Raw genomic sequence first — 17,681 nt, 5'->3', positions numbered from 1 at the left:
AGTATACGAAAGCATGTCAGGAATTACGCGTTTTATTTATGAATATTTTGCAAGTATCGATGCGAATGGCGTAGTAGATTATACAGTTCCCGGATATATTACGCTGTTAGTAATTTTTGCTTTATCGGCACTAGTATTTAAACTAGGCTTTGCACGTGAGCTGCCGTTAATGAAAAATATAATTATTTATACATTTCTATTTGTAGGTTGTATTTTATTAACATTCTTTGCTTTCTTCCTACCGATGATTGAAGGTTTAGTCATCGCCGCGTTAATTTTAATTATTTATAAAACACGCTTATGGCGAGAAAAGCGCGAGCAGGCTACTGGAGAATAATGAGTAAAGATAATCTACAAGAGAGGGCGATTTTACTACTTTATTAAACGGAGTAGAAAAATTATTCTCTTAATAAAGCAGATGGGGCGTCCCAAAAGCGTGCTAAGCACTGTTTTGGGACGTTTTTTGTGTTTCATGAAAGGAAAGTTGGATGTCCTCAGAAATGTAGTAAACACTGAATTTAGCCATTTTACAGCGAGGTAAATAATGAAACAAGTTAAAGGTAAATTTTCGTTGCATTGAAAGAGGGTGCCGCTTTTTGCACAGCACCCCTGTTTTTTCATTTTTTAATGGCTTTTTATTTCTTTGGATAATTTAAGTGTAATGGTGGAGGCACAAGCCAGCCCTTTGTTTTATTTAAGCGTAATAATTTCGCACCAAGTAAAGCTTTTGCAGTGTGAAATTGACCATACATTAATGCAACATCCTCCCTAGTTGAAGTACCCATAGCTTGGCTACATGCAACTAATCCAGCGGCAATATCGAGACTAAGTGCCGCACTTATTTCGGGGTCATTAAACTTTGCCCCTGGAGGAATATCTTCTAATCTTGCTACAGGTCGCTCAGGAGGAGCTGGTGGTAAACCAATGCCATTTACTTTTAGTATTTTTTCTAACTGCTTTATTTCTTCTTTACAAACATCAATAATGTCTTCTACTACTTTTTTTAAATCTTCGTCGCCAGCGTGATTATAAAATGTTTGATAACCAGCAATCATGCCGTAATTTGCCGCTAAACTTGACCAAATACTAAATATTTCCCCATAATGTAATGGCTCTTCTTTTGGATTTCCAGTAAGTATTCCCATACTACACTTCCTTTTCTTATTTTTTCAAACAAGGATAGTATGGTTGGAATACAAAAAATAATTCATTAGAGCTAAATTTAAAATATCATTCTAATTTTAATTAATTTACACGTTTTCGAATAATGCTTAAATCAATTACGCTTCGGCTAATTTTCATCTAGATTTATTGAACTTATTCAAAATAATACCTTTATCTCACCGTCTATAGGTGGCGTGATGAACACAAGCCTTAGACCGATTCCAAACATCTGCTAATAAAGAGGAATTCAGTCTAAAGCCACCGCATCTTGCGGGAACGACAGAATGATAAACAATGTGTTGGCCCAAACTCCAGCGGATGTCACAGGGCGTGACAGTTTTAGGCTAATCTTCATCAATTAGCTTGAAAAAATCTGAACACGGGGCTATCCAAAAAGCTGTGCATAGTCGACATTTTGGATAGTTGCGATGATGTTTCACAAAATGGTGATTCATATACACAGAAAACGCCTCTTTTAAAAATGAGGTAAACATTGGCTTTAGCAGCGTTACCCTTCAGTAAAAGGGAAGCGATGAAAATATTTATTTTAATGCGGTGTCAAAACAAAATGAATTTTTCAGACAACTCCGACTTGATAGCAGTTTTGCTAGGTTATTTCATGTGAGCGCACACTTTTTTCCTCCAGTGCATACGCTACTCTAGATATAACAGTCGCATGTGGGGAGGTTTGACAATGCTTAGACGTAGGACGGTAAGTTTTCTTGTGATGCTATCGTGCTTATTACTCCTAACAATGGGTGCTTGTAAGGAGGAGGAGCTAAAGGAAGTTCGGGTTGGAGAGGTGACACGCTCTATTTTTTATGCACCACTTTATGTAGCTATTGAGGAAGGGTTTTTTGAGGACGAAGGCTTGAAAATTGATTTAAGGACGATTGCAGGCGGCGATAAGACGATGACAGCATTATTATCAGATGGTATTGATGTAGCACTTGTAGGCTCGGAAACTTCAATTTATGTGAATGCACAAGAAGCAAATGATGCCATTATTAATTTTGCTCAATTGACACAAACGGATGGCACATTTTTAGTAGCGAGAGAGAAGATTGACGATTTTTCCTGGGAAATGTTGAAAGGCTCTGTTTTTCTTGGGCAACGTAAAGGTGGAATGCCTCAAATGGCTGGGGAATATGTACTCAGAAAGCATGACATTGACCCACATAATGATTTAGAGCTCATTCAAAACATTGATTTTGCGAATGTTGCGACAGCCTTCGCTTCAGGCACAGGCGATTTTGTACAATTGTTTGAGCCAACTGCTAGCTTATTTGAGCTGGAAGGTGTTGGGTATATCGTCGCTTCTTTTGGTGCACAATCAGGGCATTTGCCATACACTACTTTCATGTCAAAGAAAAGTTATCTAGAGAAGCAAGCAGCCACTGCGGAAAGCTTTACACGCGCCATTCAAAAAGCGCAAAATTGGGTGTATGCGAACAGCGCAGAAGATGTTGCCAAATCCATTGCCCCTTATTTTGAAAATACTGAGATCACATTAATTGCTACGGTTGTAGAACGTTATCGTTCACAGGAATCATATGCTAAAAACCCTATTTTAGATGAGGCAGAATGGAAGCTGCTGCAAGATGTTATGGAGCAGGCAGGCGAGCTACCACGAAGGATGGATTACAATGAGTTGGTCGATAATTCATTTGCTGAGAAAGCAATGAATTAATATGGCGATACTAACAGTTAATCATATACATCATACGTATTTTTCCAAAGAGGTAGCAACGGAGGCATTGCATGATGTTCATTTCTCTGTTGCGCCGGGTGAATTTGTTTCCATTTTAGGTGCTAGCGGCTGCGGAAAATCTACGTTACTTTCAATTATTGCAGGCTTGCTTGAACCAACGGCAGGCGATGTTACATTTGCGGTCGATGACCAAAATACATCCATTGGCTATATGCTACAGCAAGACTATTTATTTCCATGGAAAACAATCGAGGAAAATGTCGTGCTTGGTTTGAAATTATTAAAGTGTGATGAAATGCAGGCTAAAAATATGGCGCAACAATTATTGCAGGCTGTAGGTTTGCCAAATATCGAAAAGAAATTTCCAAGACAGCTATCGGGAGGCATGCGGCAACGGGTCGCTTTAGCACGAACATTAGCGGTAGACCCTAAAATATTATTGCTGGATGAACCTTTTTCAGCGCTCGATTATAAATCGAAATTAAAGCTGGAGGATTTAGTTTGTGCGATGTTAAAAAGCTATGAAAAGACAGCTATTTTAGTGACCCACGATATTGGCGAAGCCATCGCCATGAGTGACCGAATCATTTTAATGAGTGCCAAGCCGGGGACGATTCATAAGATTTTCGATGTGCCACTAGAATTAGCAGCTTTAACACCATTTGAGGCTCGTACACATTCGAGCTATGGCGCGTTTTTTCAAAGCATTTGGAAGGAGCTTGAAAGCCTTGAACATTCAACTTCTCCATGAGCAGTATAGAGCATTGTTAAGAAAAGAAAAGCGACTCGTTCGGTGCTTTCAATTATTGATTATCATTGGCTTTATTGGACTATGGGAGATGGCCTCACAAATGCGCTGGATTGACCCGCTTATTTTTAGCGCTCCTTCAAAAGTGTGGCATCTGTTTATTGAGAAGTGGTCTGATGGAACGCTAATGTCCCATGTTAATATTACATTATTTGAAACGGTACTTGGCTTTATTATTGGTACATTGCTCGGTACAATCATCGCAGCTATTTTATGGTGGTCTCCGTTTTTCTCAAAAGTAGCAGACCCTTATCTTGTCGTGCTAAATGCCATGCCGAAAGTGGCGCTAGGCCCTATTTTAATTGTAGCGATGGGGCCAGGCATGCCCTCTATTATTACAATGGGTGCGATTATTTCCGTTATTATTTCCACGATTGTCATTTATACAGCTTTTACTGAAGTGGATGCTAATTATGTGAAGGTGCTACAAACATTTAACGCAAATCGAGCGCAAATTTTTAAAGAGGCAATATTGCCAGCATCATTTCCTACCATTATTTCGACATTGAAAGTGAATGTTGGATTATCATGGGTCGGCGTAATTGTTGGGGAGTTTCTCGTATCAGCCAAAGGGTTAGGCTATTTGATTATTTACGGCTTCCAAGTATTTAATTTTAATCTTGTTTTTTTAGCCCTAATGATTATTGCCGTATTTGCAACGATTATGTATCAGCTTGTTGAGTTGGTGGAAAGAAAGCTTGTGAAAAAGGGGGAGACGGGGTAGCTATCAGGTCATTTGACGATTATTCCCTATATAGAGTGAGGCTGTCTAGCAAGTATATTTGTGAGACAGCCTCGTTTTTTGATTTTAATTAAAATTCCTCATCAAATTTTGAAGATGTGCGGAAAAATTGAAACTTTCCTGTAGCGAGCCTTTTTTCTGTATTGTTGGCAATGCGTGTATAGCAAGGATCGCACATATACGTATGGATTGGTCGATTGCGCAGCTTTTTAGCGAGGGGTAAATCGTCCTCAAGCTGCTGTACTGTATCACAAATGACACATTTAACACGCATAACTAATTTTCCTCCTATTGAACACGAATAGCATCTACATGTGTAATTGGGTTATCAACGTTTGAGCCATCAGCGAATAAAATGTGGACTGGTCCGTCTTCTGTTAACGGTTTGCCATCTTGACTGTATTTAAAAATGAGTGTTTTTGCTTCCTCGATTGAAAAAGTGTGTTCTTCCCCATTGCGGCATTCAAAAACAACTTCTGTCGCCTCTTCTTTTATGCCAGCGTTGTTTAAAAAAGGTTTAATCTCGATGCCGAATGTCCCCGTTATCATGCCTTTACGGTCGAATTTTCTTTCCGTTTTTAACGTAGGAGGGAATACAGCTCCTTCCATAATTTCACGCGACCAATGTGCACCAACCTCACGTAAATATTTTTCTTCATCTTCCACTGCAGGCTTTTCATCAAAGTATGTTTTTAAATCAAGCTTGCGGTCATCAAAAATCCAAACAGTTGGATCTAGCGTTAAGTTATATGTAACAGCACCTTTAATCGGAATTATTTCTTGCATCTTCATGAAATCCTCCTTCTTACTTACATCAAACTATAGTATACCGTTTTTCTAGCTTAATAATCAATTCGTGATGAGAAGAAAATAGAAAATCAGAAAATAATTATTTTCCACAATTTTTGCTAGTTTAATAGACCTTTTTCATAACAATGTATGACAAAAGAGTAGATTGCTTATATAGATACTTGCATTTTTACTCACTAAAAGATAAAATTTATTAATATACAATCCAAGAAATATCAGATAATGGGGGCGTCCTCATGGATACTAAAGCACAATCTTCTTTTCAGGAAAAGGCATTAACATTATTACAGGCGGATGCAGAGAAAATTGCACGCTTAATTAAAGTGCAGATGGACCACTTAACAATGCCACAGTGTCCTTTATATGAAGAAGTATTAGATACACAAATGTTTGGCTTATCACGTGAAATTGATTTCGCTGTGAAACTCGGCTTAATTGAGCGTGATAGAGGAAAAGAAATTCTTGATTCATTAGAAAAAGAATTATCTCTTCTACATGATGCGTATACAGAAAAATAAAAAAACTCAAACGCTTTACGCGCTTTGAGTTTTTTTTCTAAACGAGGTTTTTTGAAATGAAAAAATATTTAGTTACTTATTTTCGCAATTTTGACTATCCATTGTTTTTTACATATCTATTCTTGTGCTTATTCGGGCTTGTTATGATTTACAGTTCGAGCATGATGGTAGCTATTACGGAAGAGAGACCTCCAGATTATTATTATTTGAAGCAGCTAACCAATTTAAAAATCGCAGCGCTAGCATTTTTAGCTGGGGCACTTTTTCCTTACAAGCATTACAGTAATAAAAGCATTCTTTTTATACTGATGAGTGTGATGGCGATTTTGCTCCTTTGGGTTAATGTTAAGGGAATTGAAGCAGGTGGCTCTAAAAGTTGGATTTCTTTATTTGGCGCCATGAACTTCCAACCTTCTGAATATGCAAAGCTATTCGTTATATTATACTTTGCAGGCTCACTTTATAAAAAAGGACTGCGGGAAAACTCCATTCAAAATGTGCAACCGAATGATATCATTTACCCAATTTCTATTTGGTTAATCATTTTATTTAGTGTCGGTATGGAAACCGATTTAGGGGCGATTATGATTATTGGGGTAATTGCCATGTCTGTCCTTATGTTTAGCGGTATAAAGGGGAAAACATTAGGAAAGTTTGCGACTGTTTTAGGGGTTTTTGGCACGGTTATTATAGGGGCTGTTTTTTTAATTAAAGATGATATTATTAACGAAAGTCGTATGGGGCGACTTTTAGTTTTAAAAAACCCATTTGAATATGCTAATGGTTCTGGCTATCAAATTGTTAATGGCTATTTGGCAATCGGTGGGGGGGGGCTTGAAGGTCGAGGGCTTGGGCAATCGATTCAAAAGCTCGGTTATTTGCCACACCCAGAAACGGATTTTATTATGGCTATTATAGCTGAGGAGCTCGGTGTGCTCGGTGTAGGAATTGTTATTGTTGGACTTGCCTTTATTGTATTACGAGGCTTATATATTGCTATGACGACAAAAGACCCGTTAGCGCGAATGATTGCTGGTGGGATTGCTGTATGGATTGGCTTCCAAGCGTTTTTAAATTTGTCAGGTTTATCAGGGATTTTCCCTTTAACCGGTGTTACGTTGCCATTTATTAGTTATGGTGGTACGTCAATACTGTTACTATCGTTAGCGATGGGAATATTAATTAATATTTCTATGTACTATAAATTTGATAAGCGTAAGCAATCATAGGAGGGATTTTGAGGAATGAAGAAAATTAGCAAGATATTAGTAGCAAACAGAGGGGAAATCGCTATTCGAATTTTCAGGGCGTGTAATGAGCTAGGTATTAAAACCGTTGCGATTTATTCACGCGAGGATAGCGGCGCTTATCATCGCTACAAAGCAGATGAAGCTTATTTAGTAGGGGCTGGCAAAAAGCCAATTGATGCCTATTTAGACATAGAAAGTATACTCTCAATTGCAAAAGATGCACAAGTGGATGCGATTCACCCCGGCTACGGTTTTTTATCAGAAAATGTTGATTTTGCTAGACGCTGTGAGGAAGAGGGGATTCAATTTATTGGACCAACTTCTGCACATTTAGATATGTTTGGCGATAAAGTAAAAGCGCGTGAGCAAGCCATTCAAGCAGATATTCCTGTTATCCCAGGGACAGATGGACCTGTAGCTGATTTAGGCGAGGTAGAAGCATTTGCTGAAAAATATGGCTACCCAATTATGATTAAAGCAGCTTTAGGCGGTGGAGGGCGCGGGATGCGCATGGTGCAAACAAAGGATGAGCTTGCATCGGCATATGAACGAGCCAAGTCAGAGGCGAAAGCAGCCTTTGGGTCGGATGAAGTATATGTAGAAAAATGCATTGTTAAGCCGAAGCATATTGAAGTGCAAATTTTAGGGGATATGACAGGCGAAATTGTCCATCTATATGAGCGGGATTGCTCAATCCAACGCCGTCACCAAAAAGTTGTGGAAATTGCGCCGTCAAATTCCATTTCGGCAGATTTACGTCAACGTATTTGTGATGCAGCAGTGAAATTAATGCGCAATGTTAACTATATTAATGCTGGTACGGTGGAATTTTTAGTAGCAGGCGATGATTTTTATTTCATCGAAGTGAATCCACGTATTCAAGTAGAACATACAATTACTGAGATGATTACAGGAATTGATATTGTTCATGCGCAAATTAAAGTCGCTGAAGGGCATGCACTACACTCTGAATTAATTGGTATCCCAGCGCAGGATAAAATTCCATTATTCGGTTATGCGATTCAATCACGCGTAACGACGGAAGACCCAACAAATGATTTCATGCCAGATACAGGAAAGCTAATGGTTTATCGCTCAAGCGGCGGCTTTGGTGTACGCTTAGATGCAGGGAACGGCTTCCAAGGGGCTGTTGTTACACCTTACTATGATTCATTGCTTGTTAAAATTTCAACATGGGGTATGACATTTGCTCAGGCAGCAGCTAAAATGGATCGAAATTTACGTGAATTCCGTATTCGTGGAGTAAAAACAAATATTCCATTTTTAGAAAATGTTGTTGTGCATGAGAAATTTTTAAATGGACAATTTGATACAAGCTTCATTGACACAACACCAGAGTTATTCGAATTCCCAGAAAGAAAAGACCGAGGGACAAAGCTTTTGAACTACATTGGAAACGTAACATTGAATGGTTTTCCAGGGGTGGAAAAGCGAACAAAGCCTATTTTTGTTCAGCCAAATAAGCCGAAAATTGATTTATTAACACCGCCGCCTGCTGGCACAAAGCAAATTTTAGATGAGCGTGGTGCAGATGGCTTAGTTGAATGGATTAAAGCGCAAAATGATGTACTTTTGACGGATACAACGTTTAGAGATGCGCACCAATCGCTTTTAGCGACACGCATGCGTTCACAGGATATGTTCCAAATCGCAGACCATACGGCGCGTATGATGCATAACTTCTTCTCGCTTGAAATGTGGGGGGGAGCAACATTTGACGTTGCTTATCGCTTCTTAAAGGAAGACCCTTGGGCACGTTTAGAAAAGCTGCGCCAGCAAATGCCAAATGTGCTGTTCCAAATGTTACTGCGCGGAGCAAATGCTGTTGGCTATACGAACTATCCAGATAATTTAATTCGCGAGTTTATCCAAGAATCGGCTGCATCTGGTATCGATGTGTTCCGTATTTTCGATAGCTTGAACTGGATTAAAGGTATGGAGGTTGCGATTGATGAAGTGCGGAATAGCGGGAAAATCGCAGAGGCAGCTATTTGCTATACAGGCGATATTTTAGATGATACTCGTGCAAAATATACGGTACAGTATTATAAAGATATGGCACGTGAACTAGAGGCAGCAGGTGCACATATTTTGGCGATTAAAGATATGGCAGGCTTATTGAAACCTGAAGCAGCATATCGCCTAATTGCAGAGCTAAAGGATGCAACAAGCTTACCAATTCACTTGCATTCACATGATACGAGCGGTAATGGCATTTACTTGTATGCAAAGGCGATTGAAGCAGGTGTAGACATTGTCGATACGGCTTTAGGTTCAATGGCTGGTTTAACATCACAACCAAGCGCTAACTCGCTGTACTATGCGACGAAGGGTGCTAGTCGCGAAATCCGCGCTGACATCGAGTCATTAGAGCAATTAAACTATTACTGGGAAGATGTACGCAAATATTACAAAGATTTTGAGAGTGGTATGAACAGCCCGCATTCAGAAATTTATGTACATGAGATGCCAGGTGGACAATATAGTAATTTACAGCAGCAGGCAAAGGCGGTTGGGCTAGGAGACCGCTGGGATGAAGTGAAAAAAATGTACTCTCAAGTAAACTTTATGTTTGGTGATATTGTTAAAGTAACGCCATCGTCAAAAGTTGTTGGGGATATGGCATTATTCATGGTACAAAATGATTTAACTGAAGATAATATTTTGGAGCGAGGTCAAGGTATTGATTTCCCAGATTCTGTTATCGAGTTTTTCCAAGGCTATTTAGGTCAACCGCATGGTGGCTTCCCGCAGGACTTACAGCGCGTTGTGTTAAAGGAGCGAGAGGCGATTACTGTGCGTCCTGGTGAGCTATTGGCACCAGTTGATTTTGAACAGCTAACAGCAGAATTGACAGAGAAAATCGGACGCGCTGTCACGAAAAAAGACGTGCTAGCATATGCGTTATATCCAAAAGTATTTGAAGAATATGCGAATATTTATGCACAATTTGGTGACACATCCGTGTTAGATACGCCAACCTTCTTATACGGCTTAAAGCTAGGAGAAGAAATTGAAGTTGAAATCGAAAAAGGTAAAACATTAATCGTTAAGCTTGTGTCGATAGGAGAGCCACAGCATGACGGTACGCGCATCATTTATTTTGAGTTAAACGGTCAGTCACGTGAGCTTGTCATTCAAGATTTAACAGTCGAAGTAGATGGCAGTGTGGCATTGAAGGCAGACCCATCCAATCCAAATCAAATCGCGGCAACGATGCCAGGCACAGTGCTGAAAGTAGTTGTGTCGAAAGGAAGCGCGGTTAAACGAGGCGACCACTTGTTAATTACAGAGGCGATGAAAATGGAGACGACGGTGCAAGCGCCGAAAGATGGTGTTGTCAAAGAAATTTACGCTGCATCAGGTGATGCGATTTCAACAGGTGATTTATTAATTGAATTAGAATAAATAAAGACGTCCCGAAAGCCATACAGTTGTCGGCTTTTGGGACGCTTTTGATGTTTGGGTAAAATGGAGTTGATTTCCTTTGAAAGTGTTATGAACACTGGCTTTAACGGTGTTTACCAAAACTCTTTCTTAATCATGTTGCTGAACCAAAGTGGTTTTTCGAGCAAGGGGGTAGAAAGGACTAATTCGCTCGTAAGATGGCTAAATTCGCTCATAAAGCGGTTGGAATCGCTCGTAAACCACTCGAATTCGCTCATAAACTTGAAAAAAGAGCTGTCGCTAAACCCGATTTCAAATAAAGCGTCGAGAAAGCTAGCTTTCTCGACGCCTCAAATCAATTTGTTTTTTGGTTAAAATTGCTGCGTAATACAAGTAAAATCATATAGCAAAACAGTCCGAACAATAAAGAAATAAATAGAGAGTGAAGCAATGACATAAATAAGTTAAGGTGTGTGAAAATAACGAGCATACCTGCTAAGGATTGTAAAATGACAAGGACAGATGCTAAAATCCAACCCCAATAGATTGTCTTTTGATTTTTATATTCTTTAATAACATGCCATGTAATGTATGCTATCCAAACTGCGATTGATACTGCGGCAACGCGATGCCCCATTTGTACCCATTCATACATATTGATTGGTAATGCGGTAGGATTATTGTTATTACAAAATGGCCAATCGGGACAAACGAGACTTGAGTTTGTATGTCGTACTAATGCACCTGTATATACTACAACGTATGAATAAATAGTAATCGCAATTGTATGTTTTTTTAGCTTACTGTTAATGCGGACTTTATCTGCATCAAATTTGCGGTCGACTTCAAAGACGATGAGTGCCAATAGTAAGACGGCTGCGAAAGAAATGAGGGAAATACCGAAATGCAACGCTAAAATAAAGTCACCTTGTCCCCAAAGTACTTGTGCTGCACCAATTAAGGCTTGTGCGACTAAGAAGAAGATAGCGAGTATACCTAAAAATTTAACTTCGCGTATATGGCCAAGTGAGCGCCATGTCCATACGACTAAAAGAACGATAAGAATTGATACTGAGCCAGTTACTGCACGATGTGAGAATTCAATTAATACTTCTGCTGTAATCTCTTTCGGAATAAGTGAACCGTTACAATCTGGCCAGTTTCGACCACAGCCTAAACCACTATCTGTTTTCGTAACGAGTGCACCGCCGAGTAAAATAAGGAGCATACCAACTGTTGCTGCTACTGCGAGCGCTTTTAAATATTTGCTATGTTTCAATTATAATACACCTACTTTTACATCATTATCGCCTTCAAAAAGCGTTTATCATTTTAGATAATAGCGGATTATATTATAAAAGACAACTTCAATCAGGATAAGTATTTTAATATAAAAAGCTCTTCACAAATTGTTCATAAATTCGTGCCAATCCTTTCACAAAACACATTGTAAAATAGCTTAGTATAGAATATGGTATTTCTATATTCCTAGTAGTTGTGGACCTTTCACGCATTCTTCATTGAAATTTCACCAAACGTCTAGAAATTAATCGGAAATTTCGCTATAGTTATATTAGCGGAATATGCTTACAAAAATGAAAGGCAGTTTTCAATTATGTTGCAATTGTAGATAAAAAAACTTAAAACGTTTTCAATCGTTTCACGCATTTATTTAGACTGGTTCTTAGCGTTTAAATAAATAACTGCACAGCAAGAGAAAAAAATGTGATAGTCATTTATTATGAAAAGTTTTAAGGATATAACAAATGTAACATTATTAAAGTTGTTAATTCGATGTAAGCGAAATTTTGTAATTATAGCATTTAATAGTGCTGACATGTGATGGAATATGAGGATTAAGTTGATAGTCGTTCAGGTGCTATAGTTAAAGAATATTTTGACTTATACGAGTTGCGTATTTAGGGCACACTTGAAGAAGGTGTTTGTATAATTAAAATGTGCGATAAAGAGATGTTATCGTCACACTAAGCAACTAGCTAAGAATTCTTTTTCTATGGAGAATCGCAGTCCGAGTTACACATGGAAATACAATAAAGAAAGAGGGGTTTAATTAGGCTATGATAAAAGGGCTTAAAAAATGGCGTCTATTTTCACTTTTAGCAGTAATGACAGTATTCCTTGCCGCTTGTGGTGAAGAGCATCTTTCCACTTTGAGACCAGCTGGCTCTGTCGGAAGAGAACAATTCAATCTTTTAATGCTCACAACAATTATTATGACAATCGTAGTCGTTGTTGTGTCGATAATTTACTTACTTGCATTCTTCAGATTCCGTCGTTCAAGAGTCGGTGAAAATGTAATGCCGAAACAAGTAGAAGGTAGTCACACATTAGAAGTGATTTGGGCAGTTATTCCGATTATTTTATTAATCATTATCGCTATTCCTGTAATTTCTGCTACTTATAAATTTGCGGATGTTTCAGCAATGGAAGATGTAAATGAAAATGGTGAGAAAACAGCTTTAACTGTGAATGTTACAGCAAAGCTATATTGGTGGGAGTTTGAATATCCTAACCAAGGAATCGTAACAGCACAGGAGCTTGTAGTACCGACTGGCGAAAGAGTTTACTTTAACTTAATGGCGGCAGATGTAAAACACTCATTCTGGATTCCTGCTGTAGGTGGGAAAATGGATACGAACGTTGAGAACTTAAACAAATTCTATTTAGATTTTGAAAAGGAATCTAAGGACCTTGAAGAGGGTGTATTCTTCGGAAAATGTGCGGAGCTTTGCGGACCATCACATGCTTTAATGGACTTTAAAGTAAAAACTCTAAGCCCTGAGGCATTTGATGCATGGGTAGCTTCTATGAAAGCTACTGAGGGCAATACAGCTTCTGCTGAATCAACAGATTTAGGTGAAGCAACGTTTGCAAATAGCTGCTTAGGCTGTCACGCTGTTTCAGGTGTTGGTGTAGCAGGTGCATTCGGACCGAACTTAACAACATTTGGAGACCGTAACCGTGTAGCTGGCTTCATGGACCACACTGTTGAAAAAACAGCAGATTGGATTATGGACCCAGAGTACTACAAGCCAGGTAACTTAATGACTGACAAGTATAACGTTACAGAAGAAGAAGCTCAAGCTATCGCTGAGTATTTAATGACACTATCTGTAGAAAAATAATAACAAGAGATAGAAACTTTGAAGGAGGTTAAAGTTGTGAGCTCTGTTGCACAGAAAAAAAGCTTTGGCGCACAAGTATGGGACTTTTTAACGACAGTTGACCATAAAAAAATTGCCATTTTGTATTTAGCTGCCGGTACATTATTCTTTGCGATTGCCGGACTTGAAGCGTTATTTATGCGTTTCCAACTTATGTTCCCTGAAAGTACTTTCATGTCGGCGGGTACTTTTAACGAACTATTAACGATGCATGGTACAACGATGTTATTCTTAGCAGCAACACCGTTGCTATTTGCCTTTATGAATGCCATTGTACCTTTGCAAATAGGTGCGCGTGACGTAGCATTCCCATTTTTAAACTCATTAGGATTTTGGCTGTTCTTCTTAGGGGCAGTGTTTCTTCACCTATCATTCTTCTTAGGTGGGGCACCTGATGCAGGATGGACTTCTTACGCATCATTATCTTTATATTCACCAGGTCATGGTATTGATTTCTATATACTAGGCTTACAAATTTCTGGTGCTGGTACATTAATTTCAGGTATTAACTTTATCGTAACAATTATTACGATGCGTGCACCTGGTATGACATTTATGCGTATGCCACTATTTACGTGGACTACATTAGTATCTAGTACATTAATTTTATTCGCTTTCCCTCCACTTACTGTAAGTTTATTCTTATTATTAGTGGATCGTATGTTCGGAGCTAACTTCTTCGATCATTTGATGGGTGGTAATACAATTATTTGGGAGCATTTATTCTGGATTTTTGGTCACCCTGAAGTTTATATTTTAGTATTACCTGCGTTCGGATTATTCTCAGAAATTATTCCGGTATTTGCTCGTAAACGATTATTCGGATATTCTTCAATGGTATTCGCAACAATTTTAATCGGATTTTTAGGGTTCATGGTATGGGCTCACCACATGTTTACAGTAGGTCTTGGTGCAACAGCGAATGCGATTTTCGCCGTAGCAACAATGACAATTGCTGTACCAACTGGTATGAAAGTATTTAACTGGATTTTAACAATTTGGGGCGGTTCAATTAAAGTAACGGTTCCAATGCTTTATGCATTAGGCTTTATCCCGTCATTCGTAGCGGGTGGGGTAACAGGTGTTATGATGGCTGCTGCGCCACTTGATTACCAATTACATGATTCTTACTTTATCGTAGCCCACTTCCACTACGTAATCGTAGGTGGTATCGTAACGGCTTTATTCGGAGCGGCTCATTTCTACTGGCCAATTATGTTTAACCGTGTATTAAGTGAGAAACTAGGAGTTATAACATTCTGGATATTCTTTATTGGATTCCATTTAACATTCTTCTTACAGCATTTCTTAGGTTTAATGGGTATGCCACGTCGCGTATTTACATTTATGCCTAATCAAGGTTGGGATTTATTCAACTTAATCTCAACTATCGGTGCGATTATGATGGGTATCGGCGTTATTTTATTAGTGCTTAACGTTCTATTATCAATCAAGTCAGAGCCAGTAAACCGTCGCGACTATTGGGGCGATGGACGTTCTTTAGAATGGGCATTAGAAACACCACTACCATTCTATAACTTTAAACAAACGCCACTTGTGCGTGGTTATGACCCATACTGGATTGAGAAACATGAAGGTAATAAAGAGGGGATGGTATATGCAGAGCCACTAGGCGATATTCATATGCCGAACAACTCAATTTTACCGTTAGTTATGTCAATCGGAATGTTTATTGCTGGATTTGGTGCATTGTATAGCCCTTGGGGTGACCAAGTAATTGCAGGCACAGCAAAGGGTATATCACCAGCATTATCTGTAGGTTTATTAATATTTGGTATTGGTATGACGGTTGTAGCAATGATTACACGTTCTGCAAAAGATGACCTAGGTTATTACGTAACAAAAGCAGAAGTTGAAGCAACAGAAAAAGATTTAGCACATTACCGTGCAACAGGTAAAAAAGGGGGTAATAAATAATGGATTTAAATACTAAATTCACTCCTCAAAACTGGCCTGCGCATGCTGAACAAGCAACGATGGAAGGAAAAAACAAAGTCGTAGGCTTCTGGATTTTCCTTGCCTGTGAAGTAGTTTTATTTGCAAGTCTTTTCGCAACATATTTGGCGTTGAAAAACTCTGGTCCTGCTAGCATGGATTTAGCAAAGTATTCAACACAAGCGTTGTATGAATTACCTTTAGCATTCGCAATGACAATGATTCTTTTAACATCTTCGTTAACATCGGTTTATGCGATGTACCATATGAAAAACTTTAATTTCAAGGGTGTACAAACGTGGATGGGAATTACCGTTATTTTAGGTTTAAGCTTCTTATGTCTAGAGATTTATGAGTTCTATCACTATGTACATCTGGGCTTTAGCTATTCACATTCAGCGTTTTCTTCTGCATTCTTTACGCTTGTAGGAACGCACGGTGTTCACGTAGTTATCGGATTACTTTGGATTTCAAGCTTAATTTTCCGTAATATGAAGCGTGGATTAAACTTATATAACGCACCAAAGTACTTTATAGCTTCTTTATACTGGCACTTTATTGACGTTGTATGGGTATTTATCTTTACAGTAGTTTACTTGATGGGAGTGTTAGGATAATATGGCACACGATACACATTTCGAAGCTCGTTCTCACGTTCAGCAAGAGTATTATCGTAAAGAAAATGCTGCGAAAATGCGTCAACAAGTAACGCAATTCGCAATAATGATTTTATTAACATTTGTAGCATTTGCTTCAGCAATAGCTGACTTTGCTCCAAACTTTGTTAAACCGGTTGTACTTTTACTTGCAGGTGTGCAAGTAGTACAACAGCTATATTCATTCATGCATATGGAAGATAAAAATACTCACCATATTGGAATAGTTTCATTCTACATGTGGGGCGGTGCATTCATCGCATTTACATTCTTCCTTTGCTTCCTAACAATTATTTGGTGGTAATTAAGAAATTGTAAGTAAAATAAAACTCGAACAAGTTGCTATCTTTTCGGATAGCTCCGTTGTTCGAGTTTTTTATACATCTAATTAATAATTACTGTAATTGTCATAGTTCATCTATTGATGTAATAGCTAGCGACACTTTATAATAGAAGTATTGAAGCTAAAGGAGTGCGGTAGCTATGCCATTAAGTATTTTTGGATTTCAAGCATTATGGAGTCCTTATTTTATAGGTGTTTTAGTATTTTTAACGATTGTATATTTTTTAGTAACTGTCACATGGCGTAAGGATTTTAAGGTAAGTGAGCCTTTAAAAAAAAGCGAGGCTATTTATTTTATATTAGCGATGATTGTACTTTATATCATCAAAGGTTCACCACTTGATTTGTTGGGGCATATTATGTTTACAGTGCATATGACACAAATGGCATTTTTACTACTATTGGCGCCAATATTACTAATTAAAGGTATTCCGTGGTGGATATGGCGCGTCGTAGTGAATGCACCTGTTATTAAACCGATTGTAAAAGTAGTAACGAAACCTGTCGTTGCCATTTTCATTTTCATTGGGCTATTTTCGGTATATCATATTCCACTTGTTTTCGATGGAATTAAGCTTGATGAAACAACACACGGTTTATTTACATTTATTTTATTTTTAGCAGCTCTTTTTATGTATTGGCCAGTATTCAACAATGTGGAAGGGCAGCACCAGTTAAAACCGCTTTATAAAATTGCTTATATTATCGGTAACGCTATATTAATCACACCTGCCTGTGGGTTAATTATTTTTGCATCAGCACCGTTATATGCAACGTATACAGATGGTGAAGCGTGGTTGAGGGCGATGGAGTTATGTGTGCCGAAATCAACTTTATCAGGTTTATCATTATCAGGACCTGAGCTGTTTACATCAATGACACCTGTTGGCGATCAACAGCTTGGCGGTGTATTAATGAAAATTATCCAGGAAGTTATTTTTGCGTTTATTTTAGTGAGTGTTTTCCGAAAGTGGTGGAATAGTGAACGTAAAAATTCAGATGAAATTACAGCGAATGCTTTAAAAGAATTCCAACAAAAGGTGAAATATGAATAATAAAGGAATTTGTTGGCATTGTTAGTATTTTAGCAGGTTTAACAGCAAGCATAAATTAATAAAATAAGTAAATCC

Annotated in this window: 16 protein-coding genes; 12 read left to right on the top strand and 4 right to left on the bottom strand. The window is 38.3% G+C overall.

The window, feature by feature from the left end:
* Positions 1-13: 13 nt before the first annotated feature.
* Positions 14-337 (top strand): YlaH-like family protein, encoded by a 324-nt coding sequence (locus MHH70_RS07210; RefSeq protein ID WP_107943069.1) that lies wholly within the window; start codon positions 14-16, stop codon positions 335-337.
* A gap of 298 nt (positions 338-635) precedes the next feature.
* On the opposite strand, the gene MHH70_RS07205 is transcribed toward MHH70_RS07210, so the two are convergent.
* Complete coding sequence (locus MHH70_RS07205; RefSeq protein ID WP_342472916.1) at positions 636-1,145, bottom strand: DUF3231 family protein; 510 nt, start codon at positions 1,143-1,145, stop codon at positions 636-638.
* Between the two features lie 746 nt (positions 1,146-1,891).
* Here MHH70_RS07205 and MHH70_RS07200 point away from each other — a divergent pair.
* From MHH70_RS07200 to MHH70_RS07190, 3 genes are read left to right on the top strand one after another with little or no spacing between them, the layout of a single operon-like run.
* Entirely contained in the window at positions 1,892-2,854 is a 963-nt protein-coding gene (locus tag MHH70_RS07200; protein WP_342473170.1) for an ABC transporter substrate-binding protein, read from the top strand.
* 1 nt (position 2,855) lies between these two features.
* The gene (locus tag MHH70_RS07195) at positions 2,856-3,626 is read left to right on the top strand and encodes an ABC transporter ATP-binding protein (RefSeq protein WP_342472915.1); all 771 of its coding nucleotides are present in this window, start codon (positions 2,856-2,858) and stop codon (positions 3,624-3,626) included.
* A complete protein-coding gene (locus tag MHH70_RS07190; protein WP_066169642.1) occupies positions 3,562-4,407 on the top strand; it encodes an ABC transporter permease in 846 nt (281 codons plus the stop codon). The genes MHH70_RS07195 and MHH70_RS07190 overlap by 65 nt, the downstream gene beginning before the upstream one ends.
* Positions 4,408-4,495: 88 nt before the next feature.
* Here MHH70_RS07190 and MHH70_RS07185 read toward each other — a convergent pair whose 3' ends face one another.
* A complete protein-coding gene (locus tag MHH70_RS07185; protein ID WP_066169644.1) occupies positions 4,496-4,699 on the bottom strand; it encodes a YlaI family protein in 204 nt (67 codons plus the stop codon).
* A 14-nt stretch (positions 4,700-4,713) separates the two neighbouring features.
* Positions 4,714-5,211, bottom strand: a complete 498-nt coding sequence (locus MHH70_RS07180; RefSeq protein ID WP_066169647.1) for a hypothetical protein — start codon at positions 5,209-5,211, stop codon at positions 4,714-4,716.
* 260 nt (positions 5,212-5,471) lie between these two features.
* Here MHH70_RS07180 and MHH70_RS07175 point away from each other — a divergent pair, with 260 nt between their 5' ends.
* The 3 genes from MHH70_RS07175 to pyc are packed head-to-tail and all read left to right on the top strand — an operon-like array spanning position 5,472 to position 10,432.
* Positions 5,472-5,753 (top strand): YlaN family protein, encoded by a 282-nt coding sequence (locus MHH70_RS07175; RefSeq protein ID WP_066169650.1) that lies wholly within the window; start codon positions 5,472-5,474, stop codon positions 5,751-5,753.
* A gap of 56 nt (positions 5,754-5,809) precedes the next feature.
* Positions 5,810-6,982, top strand: coding sequence for an FtsW/RodA/SpoVE family cell cycle protein (locus MHH70_RS07170; RefSeq protein WP_066169651.1), 1,173 nt, complete (start codon positions 5,810-5,812; stop codon positions 6,980-6,982).
* 15 nt (positions 6,983-6,997) lie between these two features.
* Complete coding sequence (gene pyc, locus MHH70_RS07165) at positions 6,998-10,432, top strand: pyruvate carboxylase (protein ID WP_342472914.1); 3,435 nt, start codon at positions 6,998-7,000, stop codon at positions 10,430-10,432.
* 334 nt (positions 10,433-10,766) lie between these two features.
* Here the strand turns inward: pyc and MHH70_RS07160 are convergent, their stop codons facing one another.
* Entirely contained in the window at positions 10,767-11,690 is a 924-nt protein-coding gene (locus MHH70_RS07160) for a heme A synthase (RefSeq protein ID WP_342472913.1), read from the bottom strand.
* Positions 11,691-12,489: 799 nt separating this feature from the next.
* On the opposite strand from MHH70_RS07160, the gene coxB reads away from it, so the two are divergent.
* The 5 genes from coxB (at position 12,490) to ctaG (ending at position 17,606) form a co-directional block, all read left to right on the top strand.
* Positions 12,490-13,557 (top strand): cytochrome c oxidase subunit II, encoded by a 1,068-nt coding sequence (gene coxB / locus MHH70_RS07155; RefSeq protein WP_107942224.1) that lies wholly within the window; start codon positions 12,490-12,492, stop codon positions 13,555-13,557.
* A gap of 36 nt (positions 13,558-13,593) precedes the next feature.
* A complete protein-coding gene (locus MHH70_RS07150; protein WP_066169660.1) occupies positions 13,594-15,534 on the top strand; it encodes a cytochrome c oxidase subunit I in 1,941 nt (646 codons plus the stop codon).
* A complete protein-coding gene (locus MHH70_RS07145; RefSeq protein ID WP_066169663.1) occupies positions 15,534-16,169 on the top strand; it encodes a cytochrome (ubi)quinol oxidase subunit III in 636 nt (211 codons plus the stop codon). Before MHH70_RS07150 ends, MHH70_RS07145 begins: the two co-directional genes overlap by 1 nt.
* Position 16,170: 1 nt before the next feature.
* Positions 16,171-16,512, top strand: coding sequence for a cytochrome C oxidase subunit IV family protein (locus MHH70_RS07140; RefSeq protein WP_066169666.1), 342 nt, complete (start codon positions 16,171-16,173; stop codon positions 16,510-16,512).
* Between the two features lie 179 nt (positions 16,513-16,691).
* Positions 16,692-17,606 (top strand): cytochrome c oxidase assembly factor CtaG, encoded by a 915-nt coding sequence (gene ctaG / locus MHH70_RS07135; RefSeq protein WP_066169671.1) that lies wholly within the window; start codon positions 16,692-16,694, stop codon positions 17,604-17,606.
* Positions 17,607-17,681: the final 75 nt, after the last annotated feature.

The sequence above is a fragment of the Metasolibacillus sp. FSL H7-0170 genome (assembly GCF_038593115.1).
GTDB lineage: Bacteria > Bacillota > Bacilli > Bacillales_A > Planococcaceae > Metasolibacillus > Metasolibacillus fluoroglycofenilyticus.
Note: the sequence above shows the minus strand (reverse complement) of the source record. Positions and strands in the feature narration are given on the sequence as shown.